At 41.9% G+C, this 23,781-nt stretch carries 26 protein-coding genes and 2 tRNA genes; all 28 read left to right on the top strand.

Going from position 1 to position 23,781, the window contains the following annotated elements; genetic code table 11:
• Nucleotides 1–100: 100 nt before the first annotated feature.
• The 28 genes from tig to ilvN all read left to right on the top strand — a co-directional run bounded on the left by tig (nucleotide 101) and on the right by ilvN (nucleotide 23,752).
• Nucleotides 101–1,384, top strand: coding sequence for a trigger factor (tig, locus tag SM123_RS08935; protein WP_003017990.1), 1,284 nt, complete (start codon nucleotides 101–103; stop codon nucleotides 1,382–1,384).
• Between the two features lie 225 nt (nucleotides 1,385–1,609).
• Nucleotides 1,610–2,194, top strand: a complete 585-nt coding sequence (gene rpoE, locus SM123_RS08930) for a DNA-directed RNA polymerase subunit delta (RefSeq protein ID WP_003010182.1) — start codon at nucleotides 1,610–1,612, stop codon at nucleotides 2,192–2,194.
• A 261-nt stretch (nucleotides 2,195–2,455) separates the two neighbouring features.
• Nucleotides 2,456–3,151, top strand: a complete 696-nt coding sequence (locus SM123_RS08925) for a B3/B4 domain-containing protein (RefSeq protein WP_049497650.1) — start codon at nucleotides 2,456–2,458, stop codon at nucleotides 3,149–3,151.
• A gap of 173 nt (nucleotides 3,152–3,324) precedes the next feature.
• Nucleotides 3,325–4,938, top strand: coding sequence for a CTP synthase (locus SM123_RS08920; protein WP_003004055.1), 1,614 nt, complete (start codon nucleotides 3,325–3,327; stop codon nucleotides 4,936–4,938).
• 123 nt (nucleotides 4,939–5,061) lie between these two features.
• Nucleotides 5,062–5,147, top strand: a tRNA-Leu gene (locus tag SM123_RS08915).
• Nucleotides 5,148–5,227: 80 nt separating this feature from the next.
• Nucleotides 5,228–5,680, top strand: coding sequence for a hypothetical protein (locus SM123_RS08910; RefSeq protein WP_049497653.1), 453 nt, complete (start codon nucleotides 5,228–5,230; stop codon nucleotides 5,678–5,680).
• 189 nt (nucleotides 5,681–5,869) lie between these two features.
• Complete coding sequence (locus SM123_RS08905) at nucleotides 5,870–6,751, top strand: class II fructose-bisphosphate aldolase (protein WP_003004573.1); 882 nt, start codon at nucleotides 5,870–5,872, stop codon at nucleotides 6,749–6,751.
• A gap of 209 nt (nucleotides 6,752–6,960) precedes the next feature.
• Nucleotides 6,961–7,746, top strand: coding sequence for a hypothetical protein (locus SM123_RS08900; protein WP_257738288.1), 786 nt, complete (start codon nucleotides 6,961–6,963; stop codon nucleotides 7,744–7,746).
• A gap of 134 nt (nucleotides 7,747–7,880) precedes the next feature.
• Entirely contained in the window at nucleotides 7,881–8,822 is a 942-nt protein-coding gene (locus SM123_RS08895; RefSeq protein WP_320909454.1) for an alpha/beta hydrolase, read from the top strand.
• 359 nt (nucleotides 8,823–9,181) lie between these two features.
• On the top strand, nucleotides 9,182–10,174 hold the full coding sequence (locus tag SM123_RS08890) for an ABC transporter ATP-binding protein (RefSeq protein WP_013904684.1): 993 nt from the start codon (nucleotides 9,182–9,184) through the stop codon (nucleotides 10,172–10,174).
• A gap of 1 nt (nucleotide 10,175) precedes the next feature.
• Complete coding sequence (locus tag SM123_RS08885; protein ID WP_023919334.1) at nucleotides 10,176–10,994, top strand: ABC transporter permease; 819 nt, start codon at nucleotides 10,176–10,178, stop codon at nucleotides 10,992–10,994.
• 1 nt (nucleotide 10,995) lies between these two features.
• A complete protein-coding gene (locus tag SM123_RS08880) occupies nucleotides 10,996–11,781 on the top strand; it encodes an ABC transporter permease (RefSeq protein WP_003017328.1) in 786 nt (261 codons plus the stop codon).
• Between the two features lie 38 nt (nucleotides 11,782–11,819).
• Nucleotides 11,820–12,281 carry a GNAT family N-acetyltransferase gene (locus tag SM123_RS08875; RefSeq protein WP_049513999.1) on the top strand — a complete coding sequence of 154 codons (462 nt, stop codon included), beginning with the start codon at nucleotides 11,820–11,822 and terminating at the stop codon, nucleotides 12,279–12,281.
• A gap of 46 nt (nucleotides 12,282–12,327) precedes the next feature.
• Nucleotides 12,328–12,400 (top strand) — tRNA-Thr (locus tag SM123_RS08870).
• A gap of 199 nt (nucleotides 12,401–12,599) precedes the next feature.
• Nucleotides 12,600–12,911 (top strand): LiaF transmembrane domain-containing protein, encoded by a 312-nt coding sequence (locus SM123_RS08865; protein WP_320910007.1) that lies wholly within the window; start codon nucleotides 12,600–12,602, stop codon nucleotides 12,909–12,911.
• A 296-nt stretch (nucleotides 12,912–13,207) separates the two neighbouring features.
• Nucleotides 13,208–13,654 carry a LytTR family DNA-binding domain-containing protein gene (locus SM123_RS08860; protein WP_003004160.1) on the top strand — a complete coding sequence of 149 codons (447 nt, stop codon included), beginning with the start codon at nucleotides 13,208–13,210 and terminating at the stop codon, nucleotides 13,652–13,654.
• A 4-nt stretch (nucleotides 13,655–13,658) separates the two neighbouring features.
• Nucleotides 13,659–14,354: a LiaF transmembrane domain-containing protein gene (locus SM123_RS08855; protein ID WP_013904689.1), complete on the top strand. Its 696-nt coding sequence runs from the start codon at nucleotides 13,659–13,661 to the stop codon at nucleotides 14,352–14,354.
• A 118-nt stretch (nucleotides 14,355–14,472) separates the two neighbouring features.
• Entirely contained in the window at nucleotides 14,473–14,661 is a 189-nt protein-coding gene (gene rpmB, locus SM123_RS08850) for a 50S ribosomal protein L28 (protein ID WP_001140948.1), read from the top strand.
• A gap of 142 nt (nucleotides 14,662–14,803) precedes the next feature.
• Nucleotides 14,804–15,169: an Asp23/Gls24 family envelope stress response protein gene (locus tag SM123_RS08845; protein ID WP_003004393.1), complete on the top strand. Its 366-nt coding sequence runs from the start codon at nucleotides 14,804–14,806 to the stop codon at nucleotides 15,167–15,169.
• Nucleotides 15,170–15,171: 2 nt separating this feature from the next.
• On the top strand, nucleotides 15,172–16,836 hold the full coding sequence (locus SM123_RS08840; protein WP_320909453.1) for a DAK2 domain-containing protein: 1,665 nt from the start codon (nucleotides 15,172–15,174) through the stop codon (nucleotides 16,834–16,836).
• Between the two features lie 282 nt (nucleotides 16,837–17,118).
• Nucleotides 17,119–17,673 (top strand): SP0191 family lipoprotein, encoded by a 555-nt coding sequence (locus SM123_RS08835; RefSeq protein ID WP_320909452.1) that lies wholly within the window; start codon nucleotides 17,119–17,121, stop codon nucleotides 17,671–17,673.
• A 135-nt stretch (nucleotides 17,674–17,808) separates the two neighbouring features.
• A complete protein-coding gene (locus SM123_RS08830) occupies nucleotides 17,809–18,000 on the top strand; it encodes a hypothetical protein (RefSeq protein WP_320909451.1) in 192 nt (63 codons plus the stop codon).
• A gap of 72 nt (nucleotides 18,001–18,072) precedes the next feature.
• A complete protein-coding gene (locus SM123_RS08825) occupies nucleotides 18,073–18,990 on the top strand; it encodes an ABC transporter ATP-binding protein (protein WP_320909450.1) in 918 nt (305 codons plus the stop codon).
• Nucleotides 18,959–19,699, top strand: a complete 741-nt coding sequence (locus SM123_RS08820; protein WP_320909449.1) for an ABC transporter permease — start codon at nucleotides 18,959–18,961, stop codon at nucleotides 19,697–19,699. Before SM123_RS08825 ends, SM123_RS08820 begins: the two co-directional genes overlap by 32 nt.
• Entirely contained in the window at nucleotides 19,696–20,793 is a 1,098-nt protein-coding gene (locus tag SM123_RS08815; protein WP_320909448.1) for a sensor histidine kinase, read from the top strand. The genes SM123_RS08820 and SM123_RS08815 overlap by 4 nt, the downstream gene beginning before the upstream one ends.
• Nucleotide 20,794: 1 nt before the next feature.
• Nucleotides 20,795–21,394 (top strand): response regulator transcription factor, encoded by a 600-nt coding sequence (locus SM123_RS08810; RefSeq protein ID WP_320909447.1) that lies wholly within the window; start codon nucleotides 20,795–20,797, stop codon nucleotides 21,392–21,394.
• A gap of 188 nt (nucleotides 21,395–21,582) precedes the next feature.
• Nucleotides 21,583–23,283 (top strand): acetolactate synthase large subunit, encoded by a 1,701-nt coding sequence (locus SM123_RS08805; RefSeq protein ID WP_003004603.1) that lies wholly within the window; start codon nucleotides 21,583–21,585, stop codon nucleotides 23,281–23,283.
• Nucleotides 23,276–23,752: an acetolactate synthase small subunit gene (gene ilvN, locus SM123_RS08800; RefSeq protein ID WP_320909446.1), complete on the top strand. Its 477-nt coding sequence runs from the start codon at nucleotides 23,276–23,278 to the stop codon at nucleotides 23,750–23,752. The genes SM123_RS08805 and ilvN overlap by 8 nt, the downstream gene beginning before the upstream one ends.
• Nucleotides 23,753–23,781: the final 29 nt, after the last annotated feature.

Raw genomic sequence — 23,781 nt, 5'->3', positions numbered from 1 at the left:
TTTGAATGAAAAGAGAGGCAAAAACGTTTTAAAACTTGCATTTTCAAAGTTTTGTGGTAAAATTATAAGGAATGACTATATTATTTTAAGGAGAGACAGAATGTCTGTATCATTTGAAAACAAAGAAACTAACCACGGTGTATTGACTTTCACAATCAGCCAAGAGCAAATCAAACCTGCTTTGGACCGTGTGTTTGAGTCAGTTAAGAAAACTTTGAACGTACCTGGATTCCGTAAAGGTCATATTCCACGTCCAATCTTCAACCAACGTTTCGGTGAAGAAGCTCTTTACCAAGATGCTTTGAATGATCTTCTTCCAGCAGCGTACGAAGCAGCTGTTAAAGAAGCTGGAATCGAAGTTGTAGCACAACCAACTTTCGATGTTGTATCTATGGAAAAAGGTCAAGACTGGACATTGACAGCAGCTGTTGTAACAAAACCTGAAGTAAAATTGGGTGCTTACAAAGACCTTGAAGTATCAGTAGAAGTTTCTAAAGAAGTAACAGACGCTGATGTGGATGCTCGTATCGAACGCGAACGCAATAACTTGGCTGAATTGGTTGTTAAAGAAGGTGCTGCAGCAGAAGGTGACACAGTTGTGATCGACTTCGTAGGTTCTATCGACGGTGTTGAATTCGACGGTGGTAAAGGTGACAACTTCTCACTTGGACTTGGTTCAGGTCAATTCATCCCAGGTTTCGAAGACCAATTGGTTGGACACTCTGCTGGTGAAACAGTTGATGTGATCGTAACATTCCCAGAAGACTACCAAGCAGCTGACCTTGCAGGTAAAGAAGCGAAATTCGTGACAACTATCCACGAAGTAAAAGCAAAAGAAGTACCAGCTCTTGACGATGAATTGGCAAAAGACATCGACGAAGAAGTTGAAACTCTTGCTGAATTGAAAGAAAAATACCGCAAAGAATTGGCAGCAGCTAAAGAAGAAGCATACAACGATGCAGTAGAAGCAGCAGCTATCGATCTTGCGGTTGAAAACGCTGAAATCGTTGACCTTCCAGAAGAAATGATCCACGAAGAAGTACACCGTTCAATCAACGAGTTCCTTGGAAACATGCAACGTCAAGGTATCTCACCTGAAATGTATTTCCAAATCACTGGAACAACTCAAGAAGATCTTCACAAACAATACGAAGCAGAAGCTGAAAGCCGTACGAAGACAAACCTTGTGGTTGAAGCAGTAGCGAAAGCAGAAGGCTTCGAAGCAACTGAAGAAGAAATCAACGCTGAAATTGAACAATTGGCAGCAGATTACAACATGCCAGTTGAACAAGTTCGCAACCTTCTTTCACCAGAAATGTTGAAACATGACATCACAGTGAAGAAAGCAGTGAACGTGATCACAAGCACAGCAAAAGTAAAATAATTTAGATAAAAAAGAAGAGCCGTGAGGCTCTTCTTTTTTTTATTTCATGGAGAATCCTGGAATTTTCCTTTGACGAAAGGGGAAATTTATCGTACAATAGAGTGTAACGATAAAATGCGTGATAGATTTAGTGACGAGAAGTTTTCAATCTATCATTGAGGATAGGATGAGGTTGAAGACCGGATCCTTCTCCATTTAGGAAATGAAACATAAGGAGATTTACCCTTGGAATTAGAAGTATTTGCTGGACAAGAAAAAAGTGAACTTTCTATGATTGAAGTGGCGCGTGCGATTTTGGAATTACGCGGACGTGACCATGAAATGTACTTTAGCGATCTTGTAAATGAAATTCAAAATTACCTTGAAAAATCAAACAGCGAGATCCGTGAAGCTCTTCCATTGTTCTACACAGAATTGAATGTAGATGGAAGCTTTATCCCACTTGGAGATAACAAATGGGGTCTTCGTTCATGGTATGCCATCGATGAAGTTGACGAAGAAATCATCGCTCTTGAAGAAACAGACGAAGATGAAACTCCTAAGAAACGGAAGAAAAAACGTGTCAATGCCTTCATGGATGGAGACGAAGATGCGATCGACTACAACGACGATGATCCAGAAGACGAAGAAGTTTACGAAGCAGATCCAGCTCTTTCATATGATGAAGAAAATCCAGATGATGAAAAGAGTGAAGTCGAAGCTTACGATGCTGAAATCAATGAAATCGTACCAGATGATTTGGGTGAGGAAGTTGAATTAAGCGAAGAAGACGACGAAGAAGAGGATTCTGAAGACGAGGAAGAAGAATAAATCATAAGAAGAGGCTGGGACAAAAGTCCTAGCCTCTCAATTGTTTTTGGATTGTCGAGCAAGACGCAGTGGTTGAGTGGACTCTACTACGCTGATTTCATCAGCTTTTACAGCCCTACTCAACTGTGCGGAGGTAGGACGACGAAATCGAATTCTAACGAATGACCGATTTCTGTCCCACTCTCTTTTTGTTTGCATTGAGAAAAGTGGCGAAATGGTGTATGATAAACGTGTAAGGATTCCCAATAGGAGGTGTTCCAGATGGACTTTCGTTTAGATCAAAGTTTAGTAGCTCTTGGTATTGATACAGTTGTGGTCGGAATTGCTAGAAATGTGGATCCTCAAGCAGTTTTGCTCCCTTCTTTTCTTGAAAAGAAGAAAGAGCTTGAACAATGGGCGCTCCAGTGTCAGACAGAAGAAGTAGTGGCATCTCCTGTCATTAAAGGGTATACAGACCTTTTGCAAAAAGTAGGGCGTAGCATCAAGAAAAATCCACCAACAGTCCTAGCTCTTATCCGAAACATCCAGCATCGAGGAGCTCTTCCTCAGATCAATAGCATCATCGATATCTATAATGTCGAATCGCTGAAGTCTTTTCTCGCGATCGGAGGACATGACCTAGATAAGATTGAGGGACCGATTGAATTTACAGTGAGTCAAAGAGACGATCTCTTTCTCCCTATCCTTTCTAGTGAAAAACATGTCGCACCGACAGATCCTGTCTACCGGGATCAAAAAGGAGTTCTGGCTTGGTTGGATGTACGCGATAGTGACCATTACAAATTTGAGGAGACTACGCAAAACGCCCTCTTTGTCATCCAAGGAAATACCGAGACGTCAGTCGAGATGCGTTTAGAAGCGCTAGAACGAATCCACAAGGACCTTGCTCTTTGCATGCCTCAGCTTCAATTTGAGAAATTTCTCGTCACACAAAATGGAGTGGAAAAGGTCGTGTAAACAGCGAAAATCATTTTCATGAATTTTTCAATTTGACAAAGTAATCCATTTGCGGTAAGATATTGTTCGGGCACCTCATTTTGAGGTCGGAGCTCCCTAAGGATTAGGGAGCTATTTTTGTTTTTTCTGCAAAGAGGAATGGCCTCTACAACATTAGAAGAAGAGGAAAGCACATGTCAACAAAATATATTTTTGTCACAGGTGGTGTCGTATCATCCATCGGGAAAGGGATTGTCGCAGCAAGTCTTGGTCGCTTGCTCAAAAATCGTGGATTGAAAGTGACCATCCAAAAATTTGACCCTTATATCAATATTGACCCAGGGACGATGAGCCCTTACCAACACGGGGAAGTATTTGTCACAGACGATGGCGCAGAGACAGACTTGGACCTTGGTCACTATGAACGCTTTATTGATATCAATTTGAATAAGTACTCAAATGTGACAACAGGGAAAATTTATAGCGAAGTCCTTCGCAAGGAGCGTCGTGGAGAATACCTGGGTGCGACGGTACAGGTGATTCCTCATATTACAGATGCTTTGAAAGAAAAGATCAAACGAGCAGCGACGACGACAGATTCAGATGTCATCATCACAGAAGTCGGGGGAACAGTTGGAGACATTGAGTCCCTTCCTTTCCTGGAAGCTCTTCGTCAAATGAAGGCAGATGTTGGTGCTGAAAACGTTATGTACATCCACACCACCCTTCTTCCTTACTTGAAGGCTGCGGGAGAAATGAAAACCAAGCCGACGCAACACTCTGTGAAAGAATTGCGTGGTCTTGGGATTCAACCAAATATGTTGGTCATCCGTACAGAAAAACCAGCTGGTCAAGGAATTAAGAACAAGTTGGCTCAATTCTGTGATGTGGCACCAGAAGCTGTCATCGAGTCACTGGATGTGGAACACTTGTACCAAATCCCATTGAACTTGCAAGCGCAAAACATGGATCAAATCGTTTGTGACCATTTGAAATTGGATGTTCCTGCAGCAGATATGACAGAATGGTCTGCGATGGTCGACAAGGTCATGAACCTCAAGAAACAGGTCAAGATTTCCTTGGTTGGAAAATACGTAGAATTGCAAGATGCCTACATTTCTGTTGTTGAGGCCTTGAAGCACTCAGGGTATGCTAACGATGCAGAAGTCAAAATTAATTGGGTCAATGCCAATGATGTGACAGCTGAAAATGTGGCAGAACTCCTTGGAGACGCGGATGGGATCATTGTCCCAGGTGGTTTTGGTCAACGGGGAACAGAAGGAAAAATTCAAGCCATCAAGTATGCGCGTGAACAGGACGTCCCAATGTTGGGTGTCTGCTTGGGGATGCAGTTGACTTGTATCGAGTTTGCCCGTCACGTTTTAGGCTTGGAAGGGGCTAATTCATCCGAATTGGATCCAGAAACCAAGTATCCGATTATCGATATCATGCGGGACCAAATCGATGTGGAAGACATGGGAGGAACGCTCCGTCTCGGTCTTTACCCATCTAAACTCAAACGAGGCTCAAAAGCAGCAGCTGCCTATGACAATCAAGAAGTGGTACAACGTCGCCACCGTCACCGTTATGAGTTTAACAATGCTTTCCGTGAACAGTTCGAAGAAGCAGGATTTGTCTTCTCAGGCGTTTCACCAGACAACCGTTTGGTCGAAATCGTTGAAATCCCAGAAAACAAATTCTTTGTTGCTTGCCAATACCACCCAGAATTGTCAAGCCGTCCAAACCGCCCAGAAGGACTTTACACAGCCTTTATCACAGCGGCAGTTGAAAACCACGATAGCAAATAAAAATCAAGGGAGCAGGTTGAAGGACCTGCTCCCTTTTGTGAAAAAATGACAAACTCTGAAAAAAGTTTGAAAAAAATCTTGACAAAAAAGTCGTTGATTGATATACTAGTAAAGTACTCAATCGCGGGGATGGCGGAATTGGCAGACGCGCAGGACTAAGGATCCTGTGACCGCTTTAGGTCGTGAGGGTTCAAGTCCCTCTCTCCGCATCGGATCAAGATAGCTTCGGCTATCTTTTTTTGTTTTCAAATCTCTTTGTGGTAGAATAGGTGTGAGATGAGGTGAGAACATGAAGAAGAAGTATCTGGTTTTGGTCGATGGCCTCTTTGCACTATTGGGAAGTGCCATTAATTTTTTCGGTCCTATCCTGATTTTAGCGATGGGGATAGGCGCATACAAGGATACTTTTAGATATTTTATCGCCTTAAACATATGGAATGTTTTCATTTTTTTAGTGGCGATTGCTTCTAAGTATCTGCTCAGAGATGAAAAAAGAATCAAAAAATGGATTCTTTATCTTTTTCTGATAGCGGGCAGTATTCTCTTTCTTGCCTCAATCCTTGCTGTGTGTGAGAATATTCCCTTTCTTGAGGGATTGGTAAACGGACTTCTTGGGAAAATGTTTACCGACAGTCAGTTATTTGCTGCTTATTTCTATTCTCAATGGGTCGCAGGTGGACTCCTTGTGATTTGCGGGATTGCTTTTCTCCTTTCATTAAAAAATTTTAAAGAGAAGGATTGAAAGGGGCTTGCGCCCCTTTTTTGCTTTTTGAATAGGATAGAAGTCTTAGGAGAGAGAGGGTTCCTCCTCATTTATCGTAAGAAATCGCTTAAAGGCACAGGAAAAACTAGCAATTTCATCTAAAAAGTGATAAAATAAACAATGTAAGTGGGATTAACCCCACAAAAATATATAGGAGGCCTATGACTAATGGCAATCGTTTCAGCAGAAAAATTTGTCCAAGCAGCTCGTGACAATGGTTATGCAGTTGGTGGATTTAACACAAACAACCTTGAGTGGACTCAAGCTATCTTGCGTGCAGCAGAAGCTAAGAAAGCTCCAGTACTTATCCAAACTTCTATGGGTGCTGCTAAATACATGGGTGGTTACAAAGTATGTAAAGCCCTTATTGAAAACCTTGTAGAATCAATGGGTATCACTGTACCAGTTGCTATTCACCTTGACCATGGTCACTACGACGATGCTCTTGAATGTATCGAAGCTGGTTACACTTCAATCATGTTTGACGGTTCACACCTTCCAGTTGAAGAAAACCTTAAATTGGCGAAAGATGTCGTTGAAAAAGCTCATGCTAAAGGTATCTCAGTAGAAGCTGAAGTTGGTACTATCGGTGGTGAAGAAGACGGTATCATCGGTGACGGTGAATTGGCACCAATCGAAGACGCTAAAGCAATGGTTGCTACAGGAATCGACTTCTTGGCTGCAGGTATCGGTAACATCCACGGTCCTTACCCAGCAAACTGGAAAGGTCTTCACCTTGACCACTTGCAAAAATTGACTGAAGCTGTTCCAGGATTCCCAATCGTATTGCACGGTGGATCAGGTATCCCTGATGATCAAATCCAAGCAGCGATCAAACTTGGTGTTGCAAAAGTTAATGTGAACACTGAATGCCAAATCGCATTTGCAAATGCTACTCGTCAATTCGTACGTGAATACGATGCAAACGAAGCAGAATACGACAAGAAGAAACTCTTCGACCCACGTAAATTCTTGAAACCAGGTTTCGAAGCAATTACTGCAGCTGTTGAAGAACGTATCGACGTATTCGGTTCAGAAGGCAAAGCTTAATTTAGCTTTGAAATGTTATTAACCAGAGGTTTATCCGCAAGGATAAACCTTTTTTGATTTTATATTCATTTCATCTGATTAATGTTGAATGAATAGAATTGTAAGTTAAAATCAATCCACGATTATATAAAAATGTTAATATATTTACTTCTGTAATAGGTTGTGCTAAAATGAAATTAAGTTTTAGGTATATAGGAGGTAGTGTGAATATGAAAAACACTAAATTATTGTTAACAGTTTTAATAGCTGGCTCGTTGCTGACGGCTTGTCATACTAATAATGTATCGAAAGATACTGCTTTGCCTGAAAAGAATCCAACGGTAAAATCGGATTCGACACCTAAGTCTGAAAAGAATTCGTCAATGAAAGATGTTACTAAAGAGAACTCGCGTTTAGAAGAGATGAATTTGTTAGCAAAACAATCGAAATCAACAGAAGAAATCTATGTCACCGGAGATGTTGTTGTGGGTGAGAACGGAGATGTAAAACCTGGTATTTATGATTTGGAAATAACAGGAGGATCAGGAAATATTTTTGGAAATAGGAAGGATCCTTTTTCACTGTTTATTAATTGGGTAGCAGGTGCACCAGGAACATCAACAGATTATCCTTCAAAAATCAGGATTATTTTATTTGAGGGTGATACATTGGATTTTAGTAATATTTCCAAGATTAAGTTTAATGCAGTACCAGAAAAAGTAGAAATGAGTAATGAAGCGGGAATTGGAGAGTATGTAGTGGGGCGTGATATTAAAGCTGGTACGTATAAACTGAGTACGAATGTGAAGCTAGATCCTGAATTTGATAATTTAGGTTGGTCAATTGATATTTATAATAATTCAACGAAAAAAAAGAAAGAACAAACTCTAAATTCTGGTAATCAAGATGTTGTCGTGAAATTAGAAGACGGAGATATAATTTCAACTAGTTTATATAACTCTGATCCTGATTTACCAAGTGATAATGCTAGATTAATTTTTACTGAATATAAATAGATTATAAATTAACCAGAGGTTTATCCGTAAGGATAAGCCTTTTTTGTAGACTTGGAGGTTATTATTTATCTCTTTTATTATTGCAATAAAAATATCTTATTTGTATTGCTAAAACACTCTAAAACTTGTACAATATGGCTATGAAAAAATTCAAACTGTGGAGCTGGATCGTTTGTGGCTTTCTCCTGCTCTTTTTAGGGGCTACATTTGTTTTTCATCAATTCAGTTTACGAAATGAAAGTAAGCTTCTCACACCCATTGGTAAACAAGTTACGGTCAATGGACATCAAATGAATGTATACATTAAAGGTGAAGGACCTGAAACAATCGTTTTTCTTTCCGGTGCAGGTATCGCCTCTCCTATTTTAGACTTTAAGAATCTATCAGATTCCCTATCCAAAAAATACAAAGTTGTTGTCGTGGAGCGAGCCGGATATGGTTTTAGCCAAGATAGTGATCGTTCAAGAGATGTGATGGAGGTCCTTTCTGAGACCCGTCAAGCTTTGGCGCAAGCTCATGTTTCAGGTCCTTATGTGATTATTTCGCATTCTATGGCTAGTTTAGAGAGTCTTGCTTGGCAAGAGAAATATCCGAATGAAGTGAAGGCTTTGATTGGCCTGGATTGGGCCTTGCCAGCGAGCTATGAAGATTTAAAAGAACACCCAACTCTCATAACCTTAGCTTATTGGACGAGTAAGATTGGCCTGCTCCGTTATTTCCCAGAGTCTGTTTACCTGAAGAATTCTGACTTGACTAAAAGTGAGCGTCAGCAATACCGATTTTTAGCTTACAAGCAGTTGCTGTCGACGGCTATGCTCAATGAGACCCGAACTGTAAAGAAAAATGCCCAAAAGGTTAGTAAATTTACCATTGATCCCAAAATCCCTGTACTTCTCTTGGTTTCTAACGGTGAAGGCACGACCTTTAGCCAATCAGAGTGGCAACGTTATGCAGAGAGATTTGCAAGCGACCAGTCTAATGTTCAAGTCGACTATATAGATGCGCCTCACGACCTCTATCATTATCAAAGCGATGCTATTGTTTCTCGTATTAAAGAATTTTTAGAGAATAATTGAGGGCTTAAAAATCCATTGAGACTGATGATAATAATTAAATGCTGAAGGATTAACAGTAGAATCGTTAATTTTCTCGATTAAAAAAATTCTTTTTCTTAACAATAGGCCTGCCCCTAAGGGCAGGTTTTTTGGTGTTTTAAGGAAACTATTTAACAGAATTTTTGATTAAAAGTTTCATTTTAAGAGAGAAATCTCTAATTTCATAATCTATAAGCAAACGCTTGCATTCCTATATTTATTAGATTATAATAGGTTGGTATAAAGCCTTCTGTAATAATATTGAGAAAGTGTAGGAAGTAAGGATTTAGAATATTTGTAGTCAAAAATACAATGTTGCTTCTTACGATAGGGCGATAGATATGGCAATGATAGAAGTGCAACATCTTCGGAAAAATTTTGTGAAGACAGTTAAGGAGCCGGGGTTAAAGGGAGCCTTACGCTCCTTTATTCATCCTGAAAAGCAGACCTTTGAAGCGGTCAAGGATTTAACTTTTGAAGTTCCAAAAGGGCAGATTTTAGGATTTATCGGGGCAAATGGTGCTGGGAAGTCAACCACCATCAAAATGCTGACAGGAATTTTGAAGCCCACATCTGGCTTTTGTCGGATTAACGGCAAGATTCCACAGGACAATCGCCAAGATTATGTCAAGGATATTGGAGTCGTTTTCGGACAACGCACCCAGCTATGGTGGGATTTGGCTCTGCAAGAGACCTACACGGTTTTGAAAGAGATCTATGATGTACCGGACTCGCTTTTCCATAAGCGCATGGACTTTTTGAATGAAGTTTTGGATTTGAAGGAATTTATCAAGGATCCTGTGCGGACTCTTTCACTAGGTCAACGGATGCGGGCGGATATTGCGGCTTCCTTGCTTCACAATCCCAAAGTTCTCTTTTTAGATGAGCCGACTATTGGTTTGGATGTGTCGGTCAAGGATAACATTCGTCGGGCCATTACCCAGATCAATCAAGAGGAAGAAACTACTATTCTCCTGACCACTCACGACCTGAGTGATATTGAGCAACTCTGTGATCGGATTTTTATGATTGATAAGGGGCAAGAGATTTTTGATGGAACGGTTAGCCAGCTCAAGGAGACCTTTGGAAAGATGAAGACTCTCTCCTTTGACCTGACGCCAGGTCAAAATCATCTAGTCTCTCATTATGAGGGTTTGCCTGATATGTCCATTGATAGACAAGGAAATACTCTCAATATTGAATTCGATAGTTCCCGCTACCAGTCGGCCGATATTATCAAGCAAACCTTATCTGATTTTGAGGTCCGTGATTTGAAGATGGTAGATACGGATATTGAAGATATTATCCGTCGCTTCTATCGAAAGGAGCTCTAAGATGGTCAAATTGTGGAGACGTTATAAACCCTTTATCAATGCAGGGATTCAGGAGTTGATTAGCTATCGAGTCAACTTTATTCTTTATCGGATTGGCGATGTCATGGGTGCTTTTGTGGCTTTTTATCTATGGAAGGCTGTCTTTGATTCCTCCCAGGAGCCTTTGATTCAGGGCTTCAGTATGGCGGATATCACCCTCTACATCATCATGAGTTTTGTGACTAATCTTCTGACTAGGTCGGATTCTTCCTTTATGATTGGTGATGAGGTCAAGGATGGTTCCATTATCATGCGCTTGTTGCGACCAGTGCATTTTGCGGCTTCTTACCTCTTTACGGAGCTTGGTTCCAGGTGGTTGATTTTTATCTCTGTTGGACTGCCATTTTTAAGTGTCATTGTTTTGATGAAAATCTTGTCTGGGCAAGGAATTGTAGAAGTGTTGGGACTAACTACCCTTTATCTTTTTAGCTTAACGCTGGCCTATCTGATTAACTTTTTCTTTAATATCTGCTTTGGATTTTCAGCCTTTGTATTTAAAAATCTTTGGGGTTCCAACCTACTTAAGACTTCCATAGTGGCCTTTATGTCTGGGAGTTTGATTCCCTTGGCTTTCTTTCCAAAGGTCATTTCAGATATTCTGTCCTTCTTACCTTTCTCATCCTTAATTTACACTCCGGTCATGATTATTGTTGGGAAATACGATGCTAGTCAGATTCTTCAAGCACTTTTGCTTCAGCTTTTCTGGCTTATAGTGATGGTGGGCTTGTCTCAGTTGATTTGGAAACGAGTCCAGTCATTTATCACCATTCAGGGAGGTTAGTATGAAAAAATATCAACGCATGCATCTGATTTTTATCAGACAGTACATCAAGCAAATCATGGAATACAAGGTAGATTTTGTGGTTGGTGTGTTGGGAGTCTTTCTGACTCAAGGCCTGAACCTCTTGTTTCTCAATGTCATCTTTCAACACATTCCCTCCCTAGAAGGTTGGACTTTTCAAGAAATTGCCTTTATCTATGGATTTTCCTTAATTCCAAAGGGACTAGATCATCTCTTTTTTGACAATCTCTGGGCTTTAGGTCAACGACTAGTTCGAAAAGGGGAGTTTGACAAGTATCTGACTCGTCCTATCAATCCTCTCTTTCACATCCTCGTTGAGACCTTTCAGATTGATGCCTTAGGTGAACTTTTGGTCGGTGGAATTTTACTAGCGACAACGGCGACTAGCATTGCTTGGACTCTTCCAAAATTCCTGATTTTTCTAGTTTGTATTCCTTTTGCGACCTTGATTTATACTTCCTTGAAAATTGCTACAGCCAGCATCGCTTTTTGGACCAAGCAGTCAGGTGCCATGATTTACATTTTCTATATGTTTAATGATTTTGCCAAGTATCCTATTTCTATTTACAATTCGCTCCTTCGATGGTTAATTAGCTTTATTGTACCTTTCGCCTTTACGGCCTACTATCCTGCCAGCTATTTCTTGCAGGACAAGGATGGACTCTTTAATATTGGTGGTTTGATTCTGATTTCCCTTGTTTTCTTTGTTATTTCCCTCAAACTTTGGGACAGGGGATTGGATGCCTACGAAAGTGCTGGTTCGTAAGAGGTAAAGTAAGACTAAAATCAAGAAAGGAACTTATGATGTTTGTAATTAAAGAAGTCAAGGGTGAAGATCAAAAAATGGCAGTTGTCGCTGAGATTTTAAGGGATTTGCCAGAATGGTTTGGAATACCAGAAAGCACGCAAGCCTACATTGAAGGAGCTAAGGATTTACGAGTTTGGGCTGCTTATCAAGAAAGTGATGTAGTAGGGTTTATAAGTTTATCATATTCGAGTGAAGATTGTGCTGAAATTGACTGTCTAGGCGTGAAAAAATCATTCCAAGGTCAAGGAATTGGAAGGGAATTAGTTACGACTATAGAAAGAGAAGCAGTCAAACAAGTGGCCTACCTACAGGTCAAAACAGTCGCAGAAGGTTCAAATAAAGATTATGACCGAACAAATGTCTTTTATCGCAGTCTTGGTTTTAAAAAATTAGAGATTTTTCCGCAACTATGGGATCCACAGAATCCATGTCAGATTCTGATTAAAAAGATCAACTAAAAGTGCTTGACATCCGCTATCAGAGTGCTATACTAAGAAGGTAATCGCCGATTTAGCTCAGTTGGTAGAGCAACGCACTCGTAACGCGTAGGTCACAGGTTCGATCCCTGCAATCGGCATAGGAAGAAACGGCTTTGAAGGAGCGAGACGACGAATGATGGTGATAACCGATTCGTTCTGTCTCGCTCTTTTTTTGACCGCATAGGCGCCATTTTTGACCGCTTAGTCAAAAGTCCTTGTCTCCATAGGGGCTCTCTGCTATCATAGAATCATCAAAGGAAGCAATACTTCCAATTAATGAAAAAGAGGTATACGATGATGAAAAAATTACTTGGACTTGGTTTTATTCTGGCAGCTCTTGCGGTTGTTATAATGGGAATGGTTGGCTTTCCAAAGCTTGATGTGAATATCTGGCCTTTATTCTCCGTTCTCTTATTTGCTTTCTTTACTCTTGAAAATCTGATGAAACAGGACTACAAGGCAAGTGTCATCTGTGCTTTAATTGCTCTGATGATTGCAAACGCGATCTACGATCTCTTGCCGGTTTCAAATGGCTTAGTGATCACAGCGGGTGTCCTTGCTTGTGTGGGTCTTAGTTTTCTTTTACCGGATAAGGAAAGCAACAAATAAAGAAAGAGAGTGGGACAGAAATCGGTCATTCGTTAGAATTCGATTTCGTCGTCCCACCTCCGCACAGTTGAGTAGGGCTATAAAAGCTGATGAAATCAGCGTAGTAGAGCCCACTCAACCACTGCGTCTTGCTCGACAATCCAAAGACAATTGAGAGGCTAGGACTTTTGTCCCAGCCTCTTTACTTCTCAAAAGCTACCTCTTGATGGGCAAAACGTGCCACTTACTGAAAAGCCCTTGTTTTGTTTTCAACAGCTGTTATAATGGTACTATCAAAACGTTGGGAAAGGAGTTTTATGAAAGTTAGAATCGAATTGGATCCATCAATGGATGAGCCTGAGATCTTGATTCGAGCTCCGCGCTTGACCCCGGAATTGACCCAGCTGCAAGAGAGAATCCTAGAACAAAAGGTCGCTCCTTTGGCCTTCTACAAGGATCGAAGTGAGTATTTTCTGGATGTGGCATCGATCCTCTTTTTTGAGACGGACGGGGAGAAGATTTTTGGGCACACCAAGGATGAGGCCTATGAGGTTAAGCAGAAGCTCTATGAGTTGGAGGAGCTGCTTCCCATCGCCTTTTGTCGGATATCCAAATCCACCATTGTCAACGCCAAGCAGATCTATTCTCTAGAAAAGTCTTTTTCAGGAACCAGCACGGTCAATTTCTATCAGACCCATAAGCAGGTTCACGTATCCAGACGCTACTATCAACTCTTAAAAGAACGACTAAATGAAATGAGGTAATATCATGAGAAAAAAATTAATCGGAGTATTCTTAATCCTTTTAGCAGCCTTAATCCTTTTACAGGGCTATTTTGTAAAATGGGACATCAGCATCTGGACCTTAGCTTGGGTTACCTTGCTTGCCGTCCTGTCCCTCTCTAGTTTCTTAAAACGCCATTTTGGTTGGGGCTTCATCTATGGACTTTTAGCCCTCTTTTGTCTCAATGGGCAATACCATTTCCTCCCAGTTTCAAATTCAGTTGTCATCCTTTCCTCAATTCTCGCTGTGATTGGGCTCAACATTTTGTTTAAACCCTCTAAGAAAACAAAAGCCCGCCTAGCTTCCTATTCTGCTGGGTCCATGAGTAAGTCGGATGGCAATGATATTGATGTCACTTTTTCAACAGTGACAAAATATCTCAATGACCAACACTTTACCCGCGGAAGTGCAGATGTGAGTATGGGAGAAGCATCGGTTTATTTTGACAATTGCCGCATCGAGGGTCCATCTGCTCAGTTTGTTGTCGATGTTTCCCTTGGGAGTCTGAGCCTCTATGTACCAAGCGATTGGCGCGTCCATGTAAATGTGGATAATTCCCTCTCAGCGATCCAACATCAGGAAAATCCAAGTGCTCTGACAAGCAAGGATTTCTACATTACGGGCGATGTTTCCTTAGGAAATCTGGAAATTATCTATGTCGGAGCGAATTCGTTTTCTTAAGTCGGAAATGAAAAACTTTGGCCAAAAGCTTGCCAAGAGAGATTTTTTTTGGTAATATAGTACGGTATGTGGTGCTAGCACATCCGTTATATTAGATCTAATAGGAGGAAACACAGAAATGGCTAAAGTATGTTATTTCACAGGTCGTAAGACTGTATCAGGTAACAACCGTTCACACGCTATGAACCAAACAAAACGTGCCGTAAAACCAAACCTTCAAAAAGTAACTGTCCTTATCGATGGTAAACCTAAAAAAGTTTGGGCTTCAGCTCGTGCATTGAAATCTGGTAAAGTAGAACGCGTTTAATAAAGAAATAAGAACCTCCTTGAGGTTCTTTTCTTTTTCTCTAGAGACAGCTGTCACAGCGGGAGAAGAATAGTCCCTACCCTTTTACAGTTGACCTCTTTTATGGTAAAATAGAATATAAAATACTTTTGAGGTAGAAATTATGACAGTAAAAATCAATACAAAGGACGGTCAAATTGAATTGACTGATGAGGTTATCGCAACTGTTGTAGGCGGTGCTGCTACTGAGATCTTCGGTGTGGTTGGAATGGCCAGCAAAAATGCGATCAAAGATAATTTCCAAGCCCTCCTAGGGAAAGAAAACTTCTCTAAAGGTGTTGTTGTCAAAACAACGGAAGCAGGAACTATCGCAGTTGATGTTTACACTGTTTTGAGCTATGGAACAAAAATTAGCGAAGTCTCAAAAAATATTCAAGAACGTGTGAAATTTAGTTTGGAAAATCAACTTGGAATCACTACGGATACTGTGAATGTCTATATTCAAAATATCAAGATTGTGGGAGAATAATCGTGGCTAATATTACTACAAGTTTATTTCAAGAAATGGTTCAAGCGGGGGCTACGCGCTTAAATAAACAAGCGGAATATGTAAACTCTTTGAACGTCTTTCCTGTACCAGACGGGGACACAGGAACCAATATGGGAATGACCATCGAAAATGGGGCCAAAGAAGTATCGGACCGTTCTGCTTCAACTGTTGGAGAAGCAGCAGGGATCTTTGCTAAAGGTCTCTTGATGGGCGCGCGTGGGAACTCAGGAGTTATCACTTCTCAATTGTTCCGTGGATTTTCTCAAAGTGTCAAAGACAAAGAAGAATTGGATGGAGCAGCGCTTGCGGCAGCCTTCCAGTCTGGGGTAGAAGTCGCTTATAAAGCCGTTATGAAGCCGGTTGAAGGAACCATTTTGACGGTTTCTCGTGGGGCAGCCATTGGGGCCAAGAAAAAAGCAGAATCTACCAACGATGCAGTGGAAGTTATGCGTGCAGCTCTTGAAGGAGCTAAAACAGCTCTTGCGAAGACTCCAGATATGTTGCCGGTCTTGAAAGAAGTTGGCGTGGTAGACTCTGGTGGTCAAGGTTTGGTCTTCATCTATGAAGGATTCTTATCAGTTTTGACAGGTGAATTCATCGCTTCTGAAGAGTTCCAAGCAACACCTGCAACCATGTCAGAAATGATTAATGCAGAACACCACAAGTCAGTCGCTGGCCATGTGGCTACTGAAGACATCAAGTTTGGTTACTGTACAGAAATCATGGTCGCTTTGAAACAAGGTCCAACCTATGTCAAAGACTTCGATTATGATGAATTCCGTAACTATTTGAACAACCTTGGGGATTCCCTATTGGTGGTGAATGACGATGAGATTGTCAAAGTTCACGTCCATACAGAAGATCCAGGTCTTGTCATGCAAGAAGGTCTTAAGTACGGAAGCTTGGTCAAGGTGAAAGTCGACAACATGCGTAACCAACACGAAGCGCAAGTTGAAAAAGAAGAACGTCAAGCCAAACCAGTTGAAGAAAAAGAATATGCCATCATCGCAGTAGTTGCTGGTGAGGGATTGGCTGATATCTTTAAAGCGCAAGGGGTTGATTACATCATCTCTGGTGGTCAAACCATGAACCCATCGACAGAAGACTTTGTCAAAGCAGTTGAAGAGTTGAATGCGCGCAACATCATTATCTTGCCAAACAACAAAAATATCTTGATGGCCGCTCAATCTGCAGCAGAAGTGATTGAGCAACCTGCAGCAGTTGTTGAGACCAAGACCATCCCTCAAGGATTGACTAGTCTTCTTGCTTTTGATGAAAGCAAATCAATCGAAGAAAACTACGAACGCATGAGCGCTTCATTGGGCGATGTTGTGTCTGGTAGTGTGACGACAGCGGTTCGCGATACTACTATTGATGGGCTTGAAATCCATGAAAATGATAATCTTGGAATGGTAGATGGCAAAATCGTTGTTTCAAATCCAGATATGATGGAAACCTTGGAAGAAACATTCGCTCATATGTTGGATGAAGACAGTGAAATTGTGACCATCTATGTTGGTGAAGACGGCAGTGAGGAGTTGGCAAATGAATTGGCCCAAGCCCTTGCTGAAAAATACGAAGATGTAGAAGTAGAAATCCACCAAGGTGGCCAACCTGTCTACCCATACTTGTTTAGTGTAGAATAATTGAACAGAAGGTTCCTTTCGGAACCTTTTTTGTATATAGAAAAACGAGGAGATTCCTATTAAAGCAGCGTGATTCAGAGGGATTGAGACTGAAGTGAACCCTCCACGGAGGCTTTATTCGTGAGAAAAAGGAGTTTCTGCAAAAAGTCTCACATTCATCAGTTTTTTATTCAAATTGAAGAGCTTGAAATGAGGGGGAAATGGTTTGAGCAGTGGAGTTTTTAGACAAGAAAGACGCGATATGTTATACTGGTATCAGTATGTGAAAGGAGAGTTATAAAAATGAAGAAATTTTTTGTAACCCTTGGGCTAGCCATTTTGGTATTGACTGGTTGTTCGCAATCCCAAACAAAGAAAACTACAACCGCTAGCTCATCTAGCAGTTCCTCTGTTAAAAAAGAAGTAAAAAATGAAGAAAAAACCACAACCTTAGTAGGAGATATCAATGGAACAAAACACCGGGATATCATCAAGTCTAAGGGAGATAAGGTAGAAAACCTTCGCATCGAAGTGACGGCCGATCTGCCCCAACAACTTGGGACCATCGCAGCAGAGAAGTCGCCTGAAGAACTCACAGCAGCCATTCAAGCTTTGCTGGAGCAAAATGAAGACTATAAGAAGCTAAAAACCGTTCCCGGTTTTAGTTTGGAATACACAGTCACACCAGAGAAAAAATTGCTCTCAACCAGTGTGATTGACCTCAACCTAATTGATGCCAAGTCTCTAGAAGAAATTTCTTACTTCAAAGATGCTGGTCTCAATGATTTGAAAAACATGAAGGCAGATGCCTTGGTCAAGGCCTTAAAATTGCATGGCATGAAAGAAGAAGGCCAGTAAGAAGAATAGAAAAAGTCGAGTGAAGTCACTTGGCTTTTTTTAGTGACTTTTGTCATGTGAGCGAGTGACAAAATTATCTAGTGGCTGTTATTTTCTTTCGCTATAATATAGTCAGAAAGTAAGAGGTAAGGAAAAATGAAACAATGGTTCTATAAAGTGTTTACGTTAACAGTGGTGGGGATGGTCGTCTATTTGATCTTTTCAAAGGATGATAGTCTCTATTACCATTTTCCTTGGGAATTATTTGCTGGGCTTGGCATCATGAGTTGGGCGATCCAAGAAGTTTTGAAAATGGTCAAGGCGGTTAAAAAGGAAATGGAGCAATGAACAAAACGGGAGTGACCTTGGTCGTCTTTGTCATCATTCCAGCTGGTCAAATCTGGTTGAAAGGAGAGTCTCATGAGTGTCATTAGAGTAGAGAACTTGAACAAAAGTATCAAAGGAAAGGTGATCCTAGAAGATCTTTCTTTCACAGTGGAACGAGGGGACTGTCTGGCCTTGATTGGGCCAAACGGGGCAGGGAAAACAACCTTGATGAACTGTCTTCTGGGAGATATGAAGGCGACTTCTGGGATTATTGAAGTAGAGGGGAAGGCACCTGGTCATCCTCAGTTAAAGGCTAGTGTGTCCTATCTCCCTCAAGAGAATGCCATCGTTCAAAAGTTAACCGTGCAGGAACTGATTAACTTCTTTCGCTCTATTTATCCCCAACCCTTAACAGGGGAAGAAATTGATGATTTATTACGTTTTAGCTCAGAACAAAAGAAACAATTGGCTAGTAAGTTGTCTGGTGGTCAAAAGCGCCTCTTATCCTTTGTTCTAACCTTGATTGGTTGTCCCAGCTTACTTTTCTTAGATGAGCCAACTGCGGGAATGGATACGTCCACTCGCCAACGCTTCTGGGAGATTGTCGGGCATTTAAAGGAAGAGGGTGTGACCATTGTCTATTCTTCGCATTACATCGAGGAAGTAGAGCACACGGCTGATCGAATTTTGGTCTTGCACCAGGGCCATTTGCTTCGGGATACGACACCTCTCGCTATGAGAAGCGAAGAGGTAGAAAAACATTTTACCTTGCCTTTGCGCTACCAAGCTCTAGTGGCAGAGATGGAAGACATTGGTCAAGTGGTCATTAAACCCGATGCCCTTCAGGTTGTGACACGGGACGCCAATCGTTTGTGGAGGCGATTGCAAGAAGAAAGCTGTTCAATCCAAGAGATTGAAGTGACCAATAGAAGTTTATTGGATTCTATTTTTGAAAATACAAAGGAAGTAGGTAGAGAAGATGAAACGCATGAAAGCTCTTGGCGTGGTTGAGTGGCATTTAACTAAACGCCAAGCCATTTATTACTTGTTATCAATTGGGATGCCCACGGCCTTTTATCTCTTCTTTTCAGGGATGTACCAGGACACACCAGGGGCACCCGCTCACTTTATGAGGGATTATCTCCTTTCTATGACGGCATTTTCTATGATGTCTACGGCTATCTTTTCTTTTCCAACCGTTCTTGAAACCGATCGACTCAATAATTGGCAAAAAGTCTTGCGCCATACCCCCGTATCTATGGTAGAATATTATCTAATAAAGGTTGTAGGTCTCTTTGTCGATTTTCTCCTTTCGATTGTAGTTGTCTTTACCGTGGGCCATGTGGTGCGGCATGTGAATATGCCCCTACAGGATTGGGTCTTAGCAGCCTTTATTCTCATCCTAGGAAGTCTAGCTTTTGTGGCTCTCGGTCTGGTCTTGACCCTGCTTCCTTCTAGTCAATTGATGTCTGTTGTAGGTAATCTCCTTTACATGGGACTGGCTGTCATGGGTGGCCTTTGGATGCCCATTAGTCTCTTTCCAGAATGGATGCAAGCCATCGGCAAATGCCTACCAACCTATCAATTGATGGAGCTGATCAAGACCTTTTTAAACAAGGGGCAGATCAATGTTCTCGCTAGTGTCTATTTAACCTTGTTTACCCTGGTCTTGTTTACCCTTGTCATTGTTTATCGTCGTCATTCTGAGGTTCGTTCATGATTGAAAAACTCAAGCGTATCCATTATATGTTTTACGCTAGCCTAGTCTTTATGGGCTTTCCCTTTATCTCTATTTTATTAGGGGAGGTCCCCTACTGGCACTTCTTTTTAGCCCTCTTGTTTATTGCTTCCTATCTAGGAGTCTTGATTACTGAAAACAAAAAGCTGACCTGGATTTGTTGGCTATACCTCCTAGCCTATGTAGCAGGAAATACTCTTTTTATTAACGCCAACTATTTTTGGTTTTATTTCTTCATCAGCAACCTATTGGTCTATCACTTTGAGATTCGCAATTTTCGCTCTCCCTATCTTTGGACAGTTTTTCTATCGCAATTCCTGCTTTTTGGGGCCATCTTTTTCAAACAGAGTGCGATGGAGTATGAATGGGTATTTTTAATCATTATTTTCTTTTTTACCCATGCCATGACCTACGGCATGATTCGGATTCGGATGGTGGAAGAGTTGAAAGCTGACCATGCCAAGCAAAATGCCCAGATCAATCTCTTGTTGGCAGAAAACGAGCGCCATCGGATTGGCCGCGATCTGCATGACAGTCTGGGACACACCTTTGCCATGCTCAGTGTCAAGGCGGACCTAGCTGATCAATTCTTAGCATTGGGTCAGGTTGAGAAGGCGCAGGAGCAGGTGCAAGAGATTCAAGCCATCAGTCAAGAGTCCATGCACCAAGTCCGAGAGATTGTCGAGAACTTGAAGCAGCGAACCCTGGCAAGAGAGCTAGAAACCGTCAAGCAAATGCTCGAAGTGGCGCAAATCAAAGTTGAGATTCAAAATGAGCTTGATACAGCCAGCATCTCGCCGATTCTAGAATCTGCTCTGGCCATGGTATCTCTGGAATTAGCTACCAATATGATCAAACACGCTAAAGCGACGCAGGCCCTTCTCTCTTATCGCTCCACCGAGACAGGTGTGGAAATGGTCGCAGAAGATAATGGCATCGGCTTTGACAAAGTCTCTGACGAAGACCTGCACTCGATTCGCGAACGGATTGCCTTGTTGGGAGGAGAGCTGGAGATCAGTCATCAACACAATCCGACCCGGATAGAAATACGGATCCCCTATCAAGAAAGGAAATAAGATGCGCTTATTAGTTGCTGAAGACCAAAGTATGTTGCGCGATGCGCTCTGCCAGCTCTTGCTCCTGCAAGAGGATGTGGAAGATGTCTTGCAGGCTGGCGATGGGCAAGAGGCTATTCGTTTACTCGAAACACATCCAGTCGATATTGCGATTTTAGATATCGAAATGCCCATCAAAACCGGGTTAGAAGTGTTGGAATGGGCTAAAAGTCAACAACCCCAGCTCAAGGTCGTCATCGTTACCACTTTTAAGCGGCCGGGCTATTTCGAGCGGGCACTCAAGGCTGGAGTCGATGCCTATGTCTTAAAAGAACGCCGCATTACGGATTTGATGGCGACTCTTCATGCAGTTTTAGCAGGGCAAAAAGAATATTCGCCTGAATTAATGGAAGGGATCTTGACCCATCCCAATCCTCTAAGCACTCAAGAAAAGGCAGTTTTAAAAGAAGTCGCAAAAGGGGCTTCTAACCAAGAAATTGCTGATCGCTTATTCCTCTCAAACGGGACCATCCGCAATTATATGTCAGCCATTCTGACCAAGTTGGATGCGGAAAACCGGACTGAGGCGGCAAAAATTGCCCAAGAAAAGGGTTGGTTATAAGGAAGAAAAGTTTCTAGGGTTTCCTAGAGACTTTTTTTGTGATAGACGTAGCATTTTTAGAAAAACTCTCATTCTTCGGATTTGGATAGAAAATTCAGAAAATTTACTATTTTTCCTTGAAATATTTTCTAAAAATGGTATGATAGTAGCATGCTAATTTGATATACAAAGTACTGGAAAGGAGAGACATGGAGAAAATTACCTTAGAAACTGCAAAAACCGGTTCAGAGCTCGTTCTTGAAACCCTGCGTGATTTGGGCATTGACACGATTTTTGGTTATCCTGGTGGAGCGGTTTTGCCTTTATACGATGCCATCTATAGCTTTGAGGGTATCCAGCATATCTTGGGTCGTCATGAACAAGGATGCTTGCATGAGGCTGAAGGCTACGCCAAATCAACTGGAAAGCTGGGTGTCGCAGTCGTCACTAGTGGACCGGGGGCTACAAATGCCATTACAGGGATTGCAGATGCCATGAGCGATAGCGTTCCCTTATTAGTCTTCACTGGTCAAGTCAATCGTGCTGGGATCGGGAAAGACGCCTTTCAAGAAGCGGATATCGTGGGAATTACCATGCCCATCACCAAGTACAATTATCAAGTACGTGAGACGGCAGATATTCCACGAATTATCACAGAAGCTGTCCATATTGCGACGACCGGCCGTCCTGGCCCTGTGGTAATTGACCTTCCAAAGGATGTGTCTGCTTTAGAGACAGATTTTATCTATGAACCAAGTGTGAAGCTTCCAAGCTACCAGCCTACCATTGAACCCAATGAATTGCAGATCAAAAAGATTTTGAAGCAATTGAGTAAGGCTAAAAAACCAGTTCTTCTTGCTGGTGGTGGGGTGAGTTACGCTGGAGCTGCAAAAGAGTTGATTGCTCTAGCAGAGCGCTATCAGATTCCAGTAGTGACCAGTCTGTTAGGTCAAGGAACGATTGCGACCAGTCATCCTCTTTTCCTAGGGATGGGAGGCATGCATGGATCCTTCGCGGCCAATATCGCTATGACAGAGACAGATTTCATGATCAGTGTTGGTTGTCGATTTGATGACCGTTTGACAGGGAATCCAAAGACTTTCGCTAAAAATGCTAAGGTTGCCCATATTGACATTGATCCTGCAGAGATTGGGAAGATCATTGCTGTCGACATTCCTGTTGTTGGCGATGCAAAGAAAGCCTTGCAACAGTTGCTAGCAGAGCCAACGGTTCATAACAACACAGAAAAATGGATTGAAAAGGTGACCCAAGATAAGAACCGGGTTCGTTCATACGACAAGAAAGAACGGGTTGTGCAACCACAAGCTGTGATCGAACGCATCGGAGAGTTGACCAAGGGGGACGCTATTGTCGTCACAGACGTTGGACAACACCAAATGTGGGCGGCTCAATACTATCCTTACCAAAATGAGCGCCAATTGGTAACATCTGGTGGTCTAGGAACGATGGGATTCGGTGTTCCTGCAGCTATCGGAGCGAAAATTGCCAATCCAGATAAAGAAGTTGTTCTCTTTGTCGGAGATGGTGGTTTCCAAATGACCAACCAAGAATTGGCGATCTTAAATATTTATAAGGTTCCGATCAAGGTCGTTATGCTCAACAACCACTCGCTTGGGATGGTCCGTCAATGGCAAGAAGCCTTCTATGATGGTCGGACGTCAGAGTCAGTCTTTGATAGCCTTCCGGATTTCCAATTGATGGCGCAAGCTTACGGGATCAAGAATTATAAATTTGATAATCCTGAAACTCTGGAGAAGGATTTGGAAGTCATCACAGAAGATGTACCAATGTTCATCGAAGTAGACATTTCTCGGAAAGAGCATGTCTTGCCGATGGTACCAGCTGGTAAGAGTAATCATGAGATGTTGGGGGTGAAGTTTAATGCGTAGAATGTTAACAGCCAAACTTCAAAACCGCTCAGGTGTTCTGAACCGCTTTACTGGAGTCTTGTCGAGACGTCAAGTCAATATCGAAAGTATCTCTGTCGGCGCAACAGAAAACCCTAATGTATCGCGGATTACCATTATCATTGATGTTGCTTCGCATGATGAAGTAGAGCAAATCATCAAACAGCTCAACCGCCAGATTGATGTGATTCGCATTCGTGATATCACTGACAAACCACACATGGAGCGCGAAGTGATCCTGGTGAAAGTTTCTGCACCAGCTGAGAAGCGGGCAGAAATATTGGCCATTATCCAACCTTTCCGTGCGACCGTGGTCGATGTAGCTCCAAGCTCTATCACCGTTCAAATGACGGGAAATGCAGAAAAGAGCGAAGCCCTCATTCGTGTTATTCGACCTTATGGGATTAAAAACATTGCCCGCACCGGTGCAACCGGATTTACTCGAGATTAAATCTCACCTTAACATTGTCAACTCCGCCT

Source organism: Streptococcus sp. S5, assembly GCF_034134805.1.
Lineage (GTDB): Bacteria > Bacillota > Bacilli > Lactobacillales > Streptococcaceae > Streptococcus > Streptococcus lingualis.
This window is presented reverse-complemented; position numbering and strand designations above follow the sequence as displayed.

What these genes read in the sequence shown, in the direction of transcription:
- tig (WP_003017990.1), top strand. Translation starts at nt 101, where the DNA reads ATGTCTGTATCATTTGAAAACAAAGAAACTAACCACGGTGTATTGACT.
- SM123_RS08925 (WP_049497650.1), top strand. Translation starts at nt 2,456, where the DNA reads ATGGACTTTCGTTTAGATCAAAGTTTAGTAGCTCTTGGTATTGATACA.
- SM123_RS08920 (WP_003004055.1), top strand. Translation starts at nt 3,325, where the DNA reads ATGTCAACAAAATATATTTTTGTCACAGGTGGTGTCGTATCATCCATC.
- SM123_RS08910 (WP_049497653.1), top strand. Translation starts at nt 5,228, where the DNA reads ATGAAGAAGAAGTATCTGGTTTTGGTCGATGGCCTCTTTGCACTATTG.
- SM123_RS08905 (WP_003004573.1), top strand. Translation starts at nt 5,870, where the DNA reads ATGGCAATCGTTTCAGCAGAAAAATTTGTCCAAGCAGCTCGTGACAAT.
- SM123_RS08900 (WP_257738288.1), top strand. Translation starts at nt 6,961, where the DNA reads ATGAAAAACACTAAATTATTGTTAACAGTTTTAATAGCTGGCTCGTTG.
- SM123_RS08895 (WP_320909454.1), top strand. Translation starts at nt 7,881, where the DNA reads ATGGCTATGAAAAAATTCAAACTGTGGAGCTGGATCGTTTGTGGCTTT.
- SM123_RS08890 (WP_013904684.1), top strand. Translation starts at nt 9,182, where the DNA reads ATGGCAATGATAGAAGTGCAACATCTTCGGAAAAATTTTGTGAAGACA.
- SM123_RS08885 (WP_023919334.1), top strand. Translation starts at nt 10,176, where the DNA reads ATGGTCAAATTGTGGAGACGTTATAAACCCTTTATCAATGCAGGGATT.
- SM123_RS08880 (WP_003017328.1), top strand. Translation starts at nt 10,996, where the DNA reads ATGAAAAAATATCAACGCATGCATCTGATTTTTATCAGACAGTACATC.
- SM123_RS08875 (WP_049513999.1), top strand. Translation starts at nt 11,820, where the DNA reads ATGTTTGTAATTAAAGAAGTCAAGGGTGAAGATCAAAAAATGGCAGTT.
- SM123_RS08865 (WP_320910007.1), top strand. Translation starts at nt 12,600, where the DNA reads ATGAAAAAATTACTTGGACTTGGTTTTATTCTGGCAGCTCTTGCGGTT.
- SM123_RS08860 (WP_003004160.1), top strand. Translation starts at nt 13,208, where the DNA reads ATGAAAGTTAGAATCGAATTGGATCCATCAATGGATGAGCCTGAGATC.
- SM123_RS08855 (WP_013904689.1), top strand. Translation starts at nt 13,659, where the DNA reads ATGAGAAAAAAATTAATCGGAGTATTCTTAATCCTTTTAGCAGCCTTA.
- rpmB (WP_001140948.1), top strand. Translation starts at nt 14,473, where the DNA reads ATGGCTAAAGTATGTTATTTCACAGGTCGTAAGACTGTATCAGGTAAC.
- SM123_RS08845 (WP_003004393.1), top strand. Translation starts at nt 14,804, where the DNA reads ATGACAGTAAAAATCAATACAAAGGACGGTCAAATTGAATTGACTGAT.
- SM123_RS08835 (WP_320909452.1), top strand. Translation starts at nt 17,119, where the DNA reads ATGAAGAAATTTTTTGTAACCCTTGGGCTAGCCATTTTGGTATTGACT.
- SM123_RS08830 (WP_320909451.1), top strand. Translation starts at nt 17,809, where the DNA reads ATGAAACAATGGTTCTATAAAGTGTTTACGTTAACAGTGGTGGGGATG.
- SM123_RS08825 (WP_320909450.1), top strand. Translation starts at nt 18,073, where the DNA reads ATGAGTGTCATTAGAGTAGAGAACTTGAACAAAAGTATCAAAGGAAAG.
- SM123_RS08820 (WP_320909449.1), top strand. Translation starts at nt 18,959, where the DNA reads ATGAAACGCATGAAAGCTCTTGGCGTGGTTGAGTGGCATTTAACTAAA.
- SM123_RS08815 (WP_320909448.1), top strand. Translation starts at nt 19,696, where the DNA reads ATGATTGAAAAACTCAAGCGTATCCATTATATGTTTTACGCTAGCCTA.
- SM123_RS08810 (WP_320909447.1), top strand. Translation starts at nt 20,795, where the DNA reads ATGCGCTTATTAGTTGCTGAAGACCAAAGTATGTTGCGCGATGCGCTC.
- SM123_RS08805 (WP_003004603.1), top strand. Translation starts at nt 21,583, where the DNA reads ATGGAGAAAATTACCTTAGAAACTGCAAAAACCGGTTCAGAGCTCGTT.
- ilvN (WP_320909446.1), top strand. Translation starts at nt 23,276, where the DNA reads ATGCGTAGAATGTTAACAGCCAAACTTCAAAACCGCTCAGGTGTTCTG.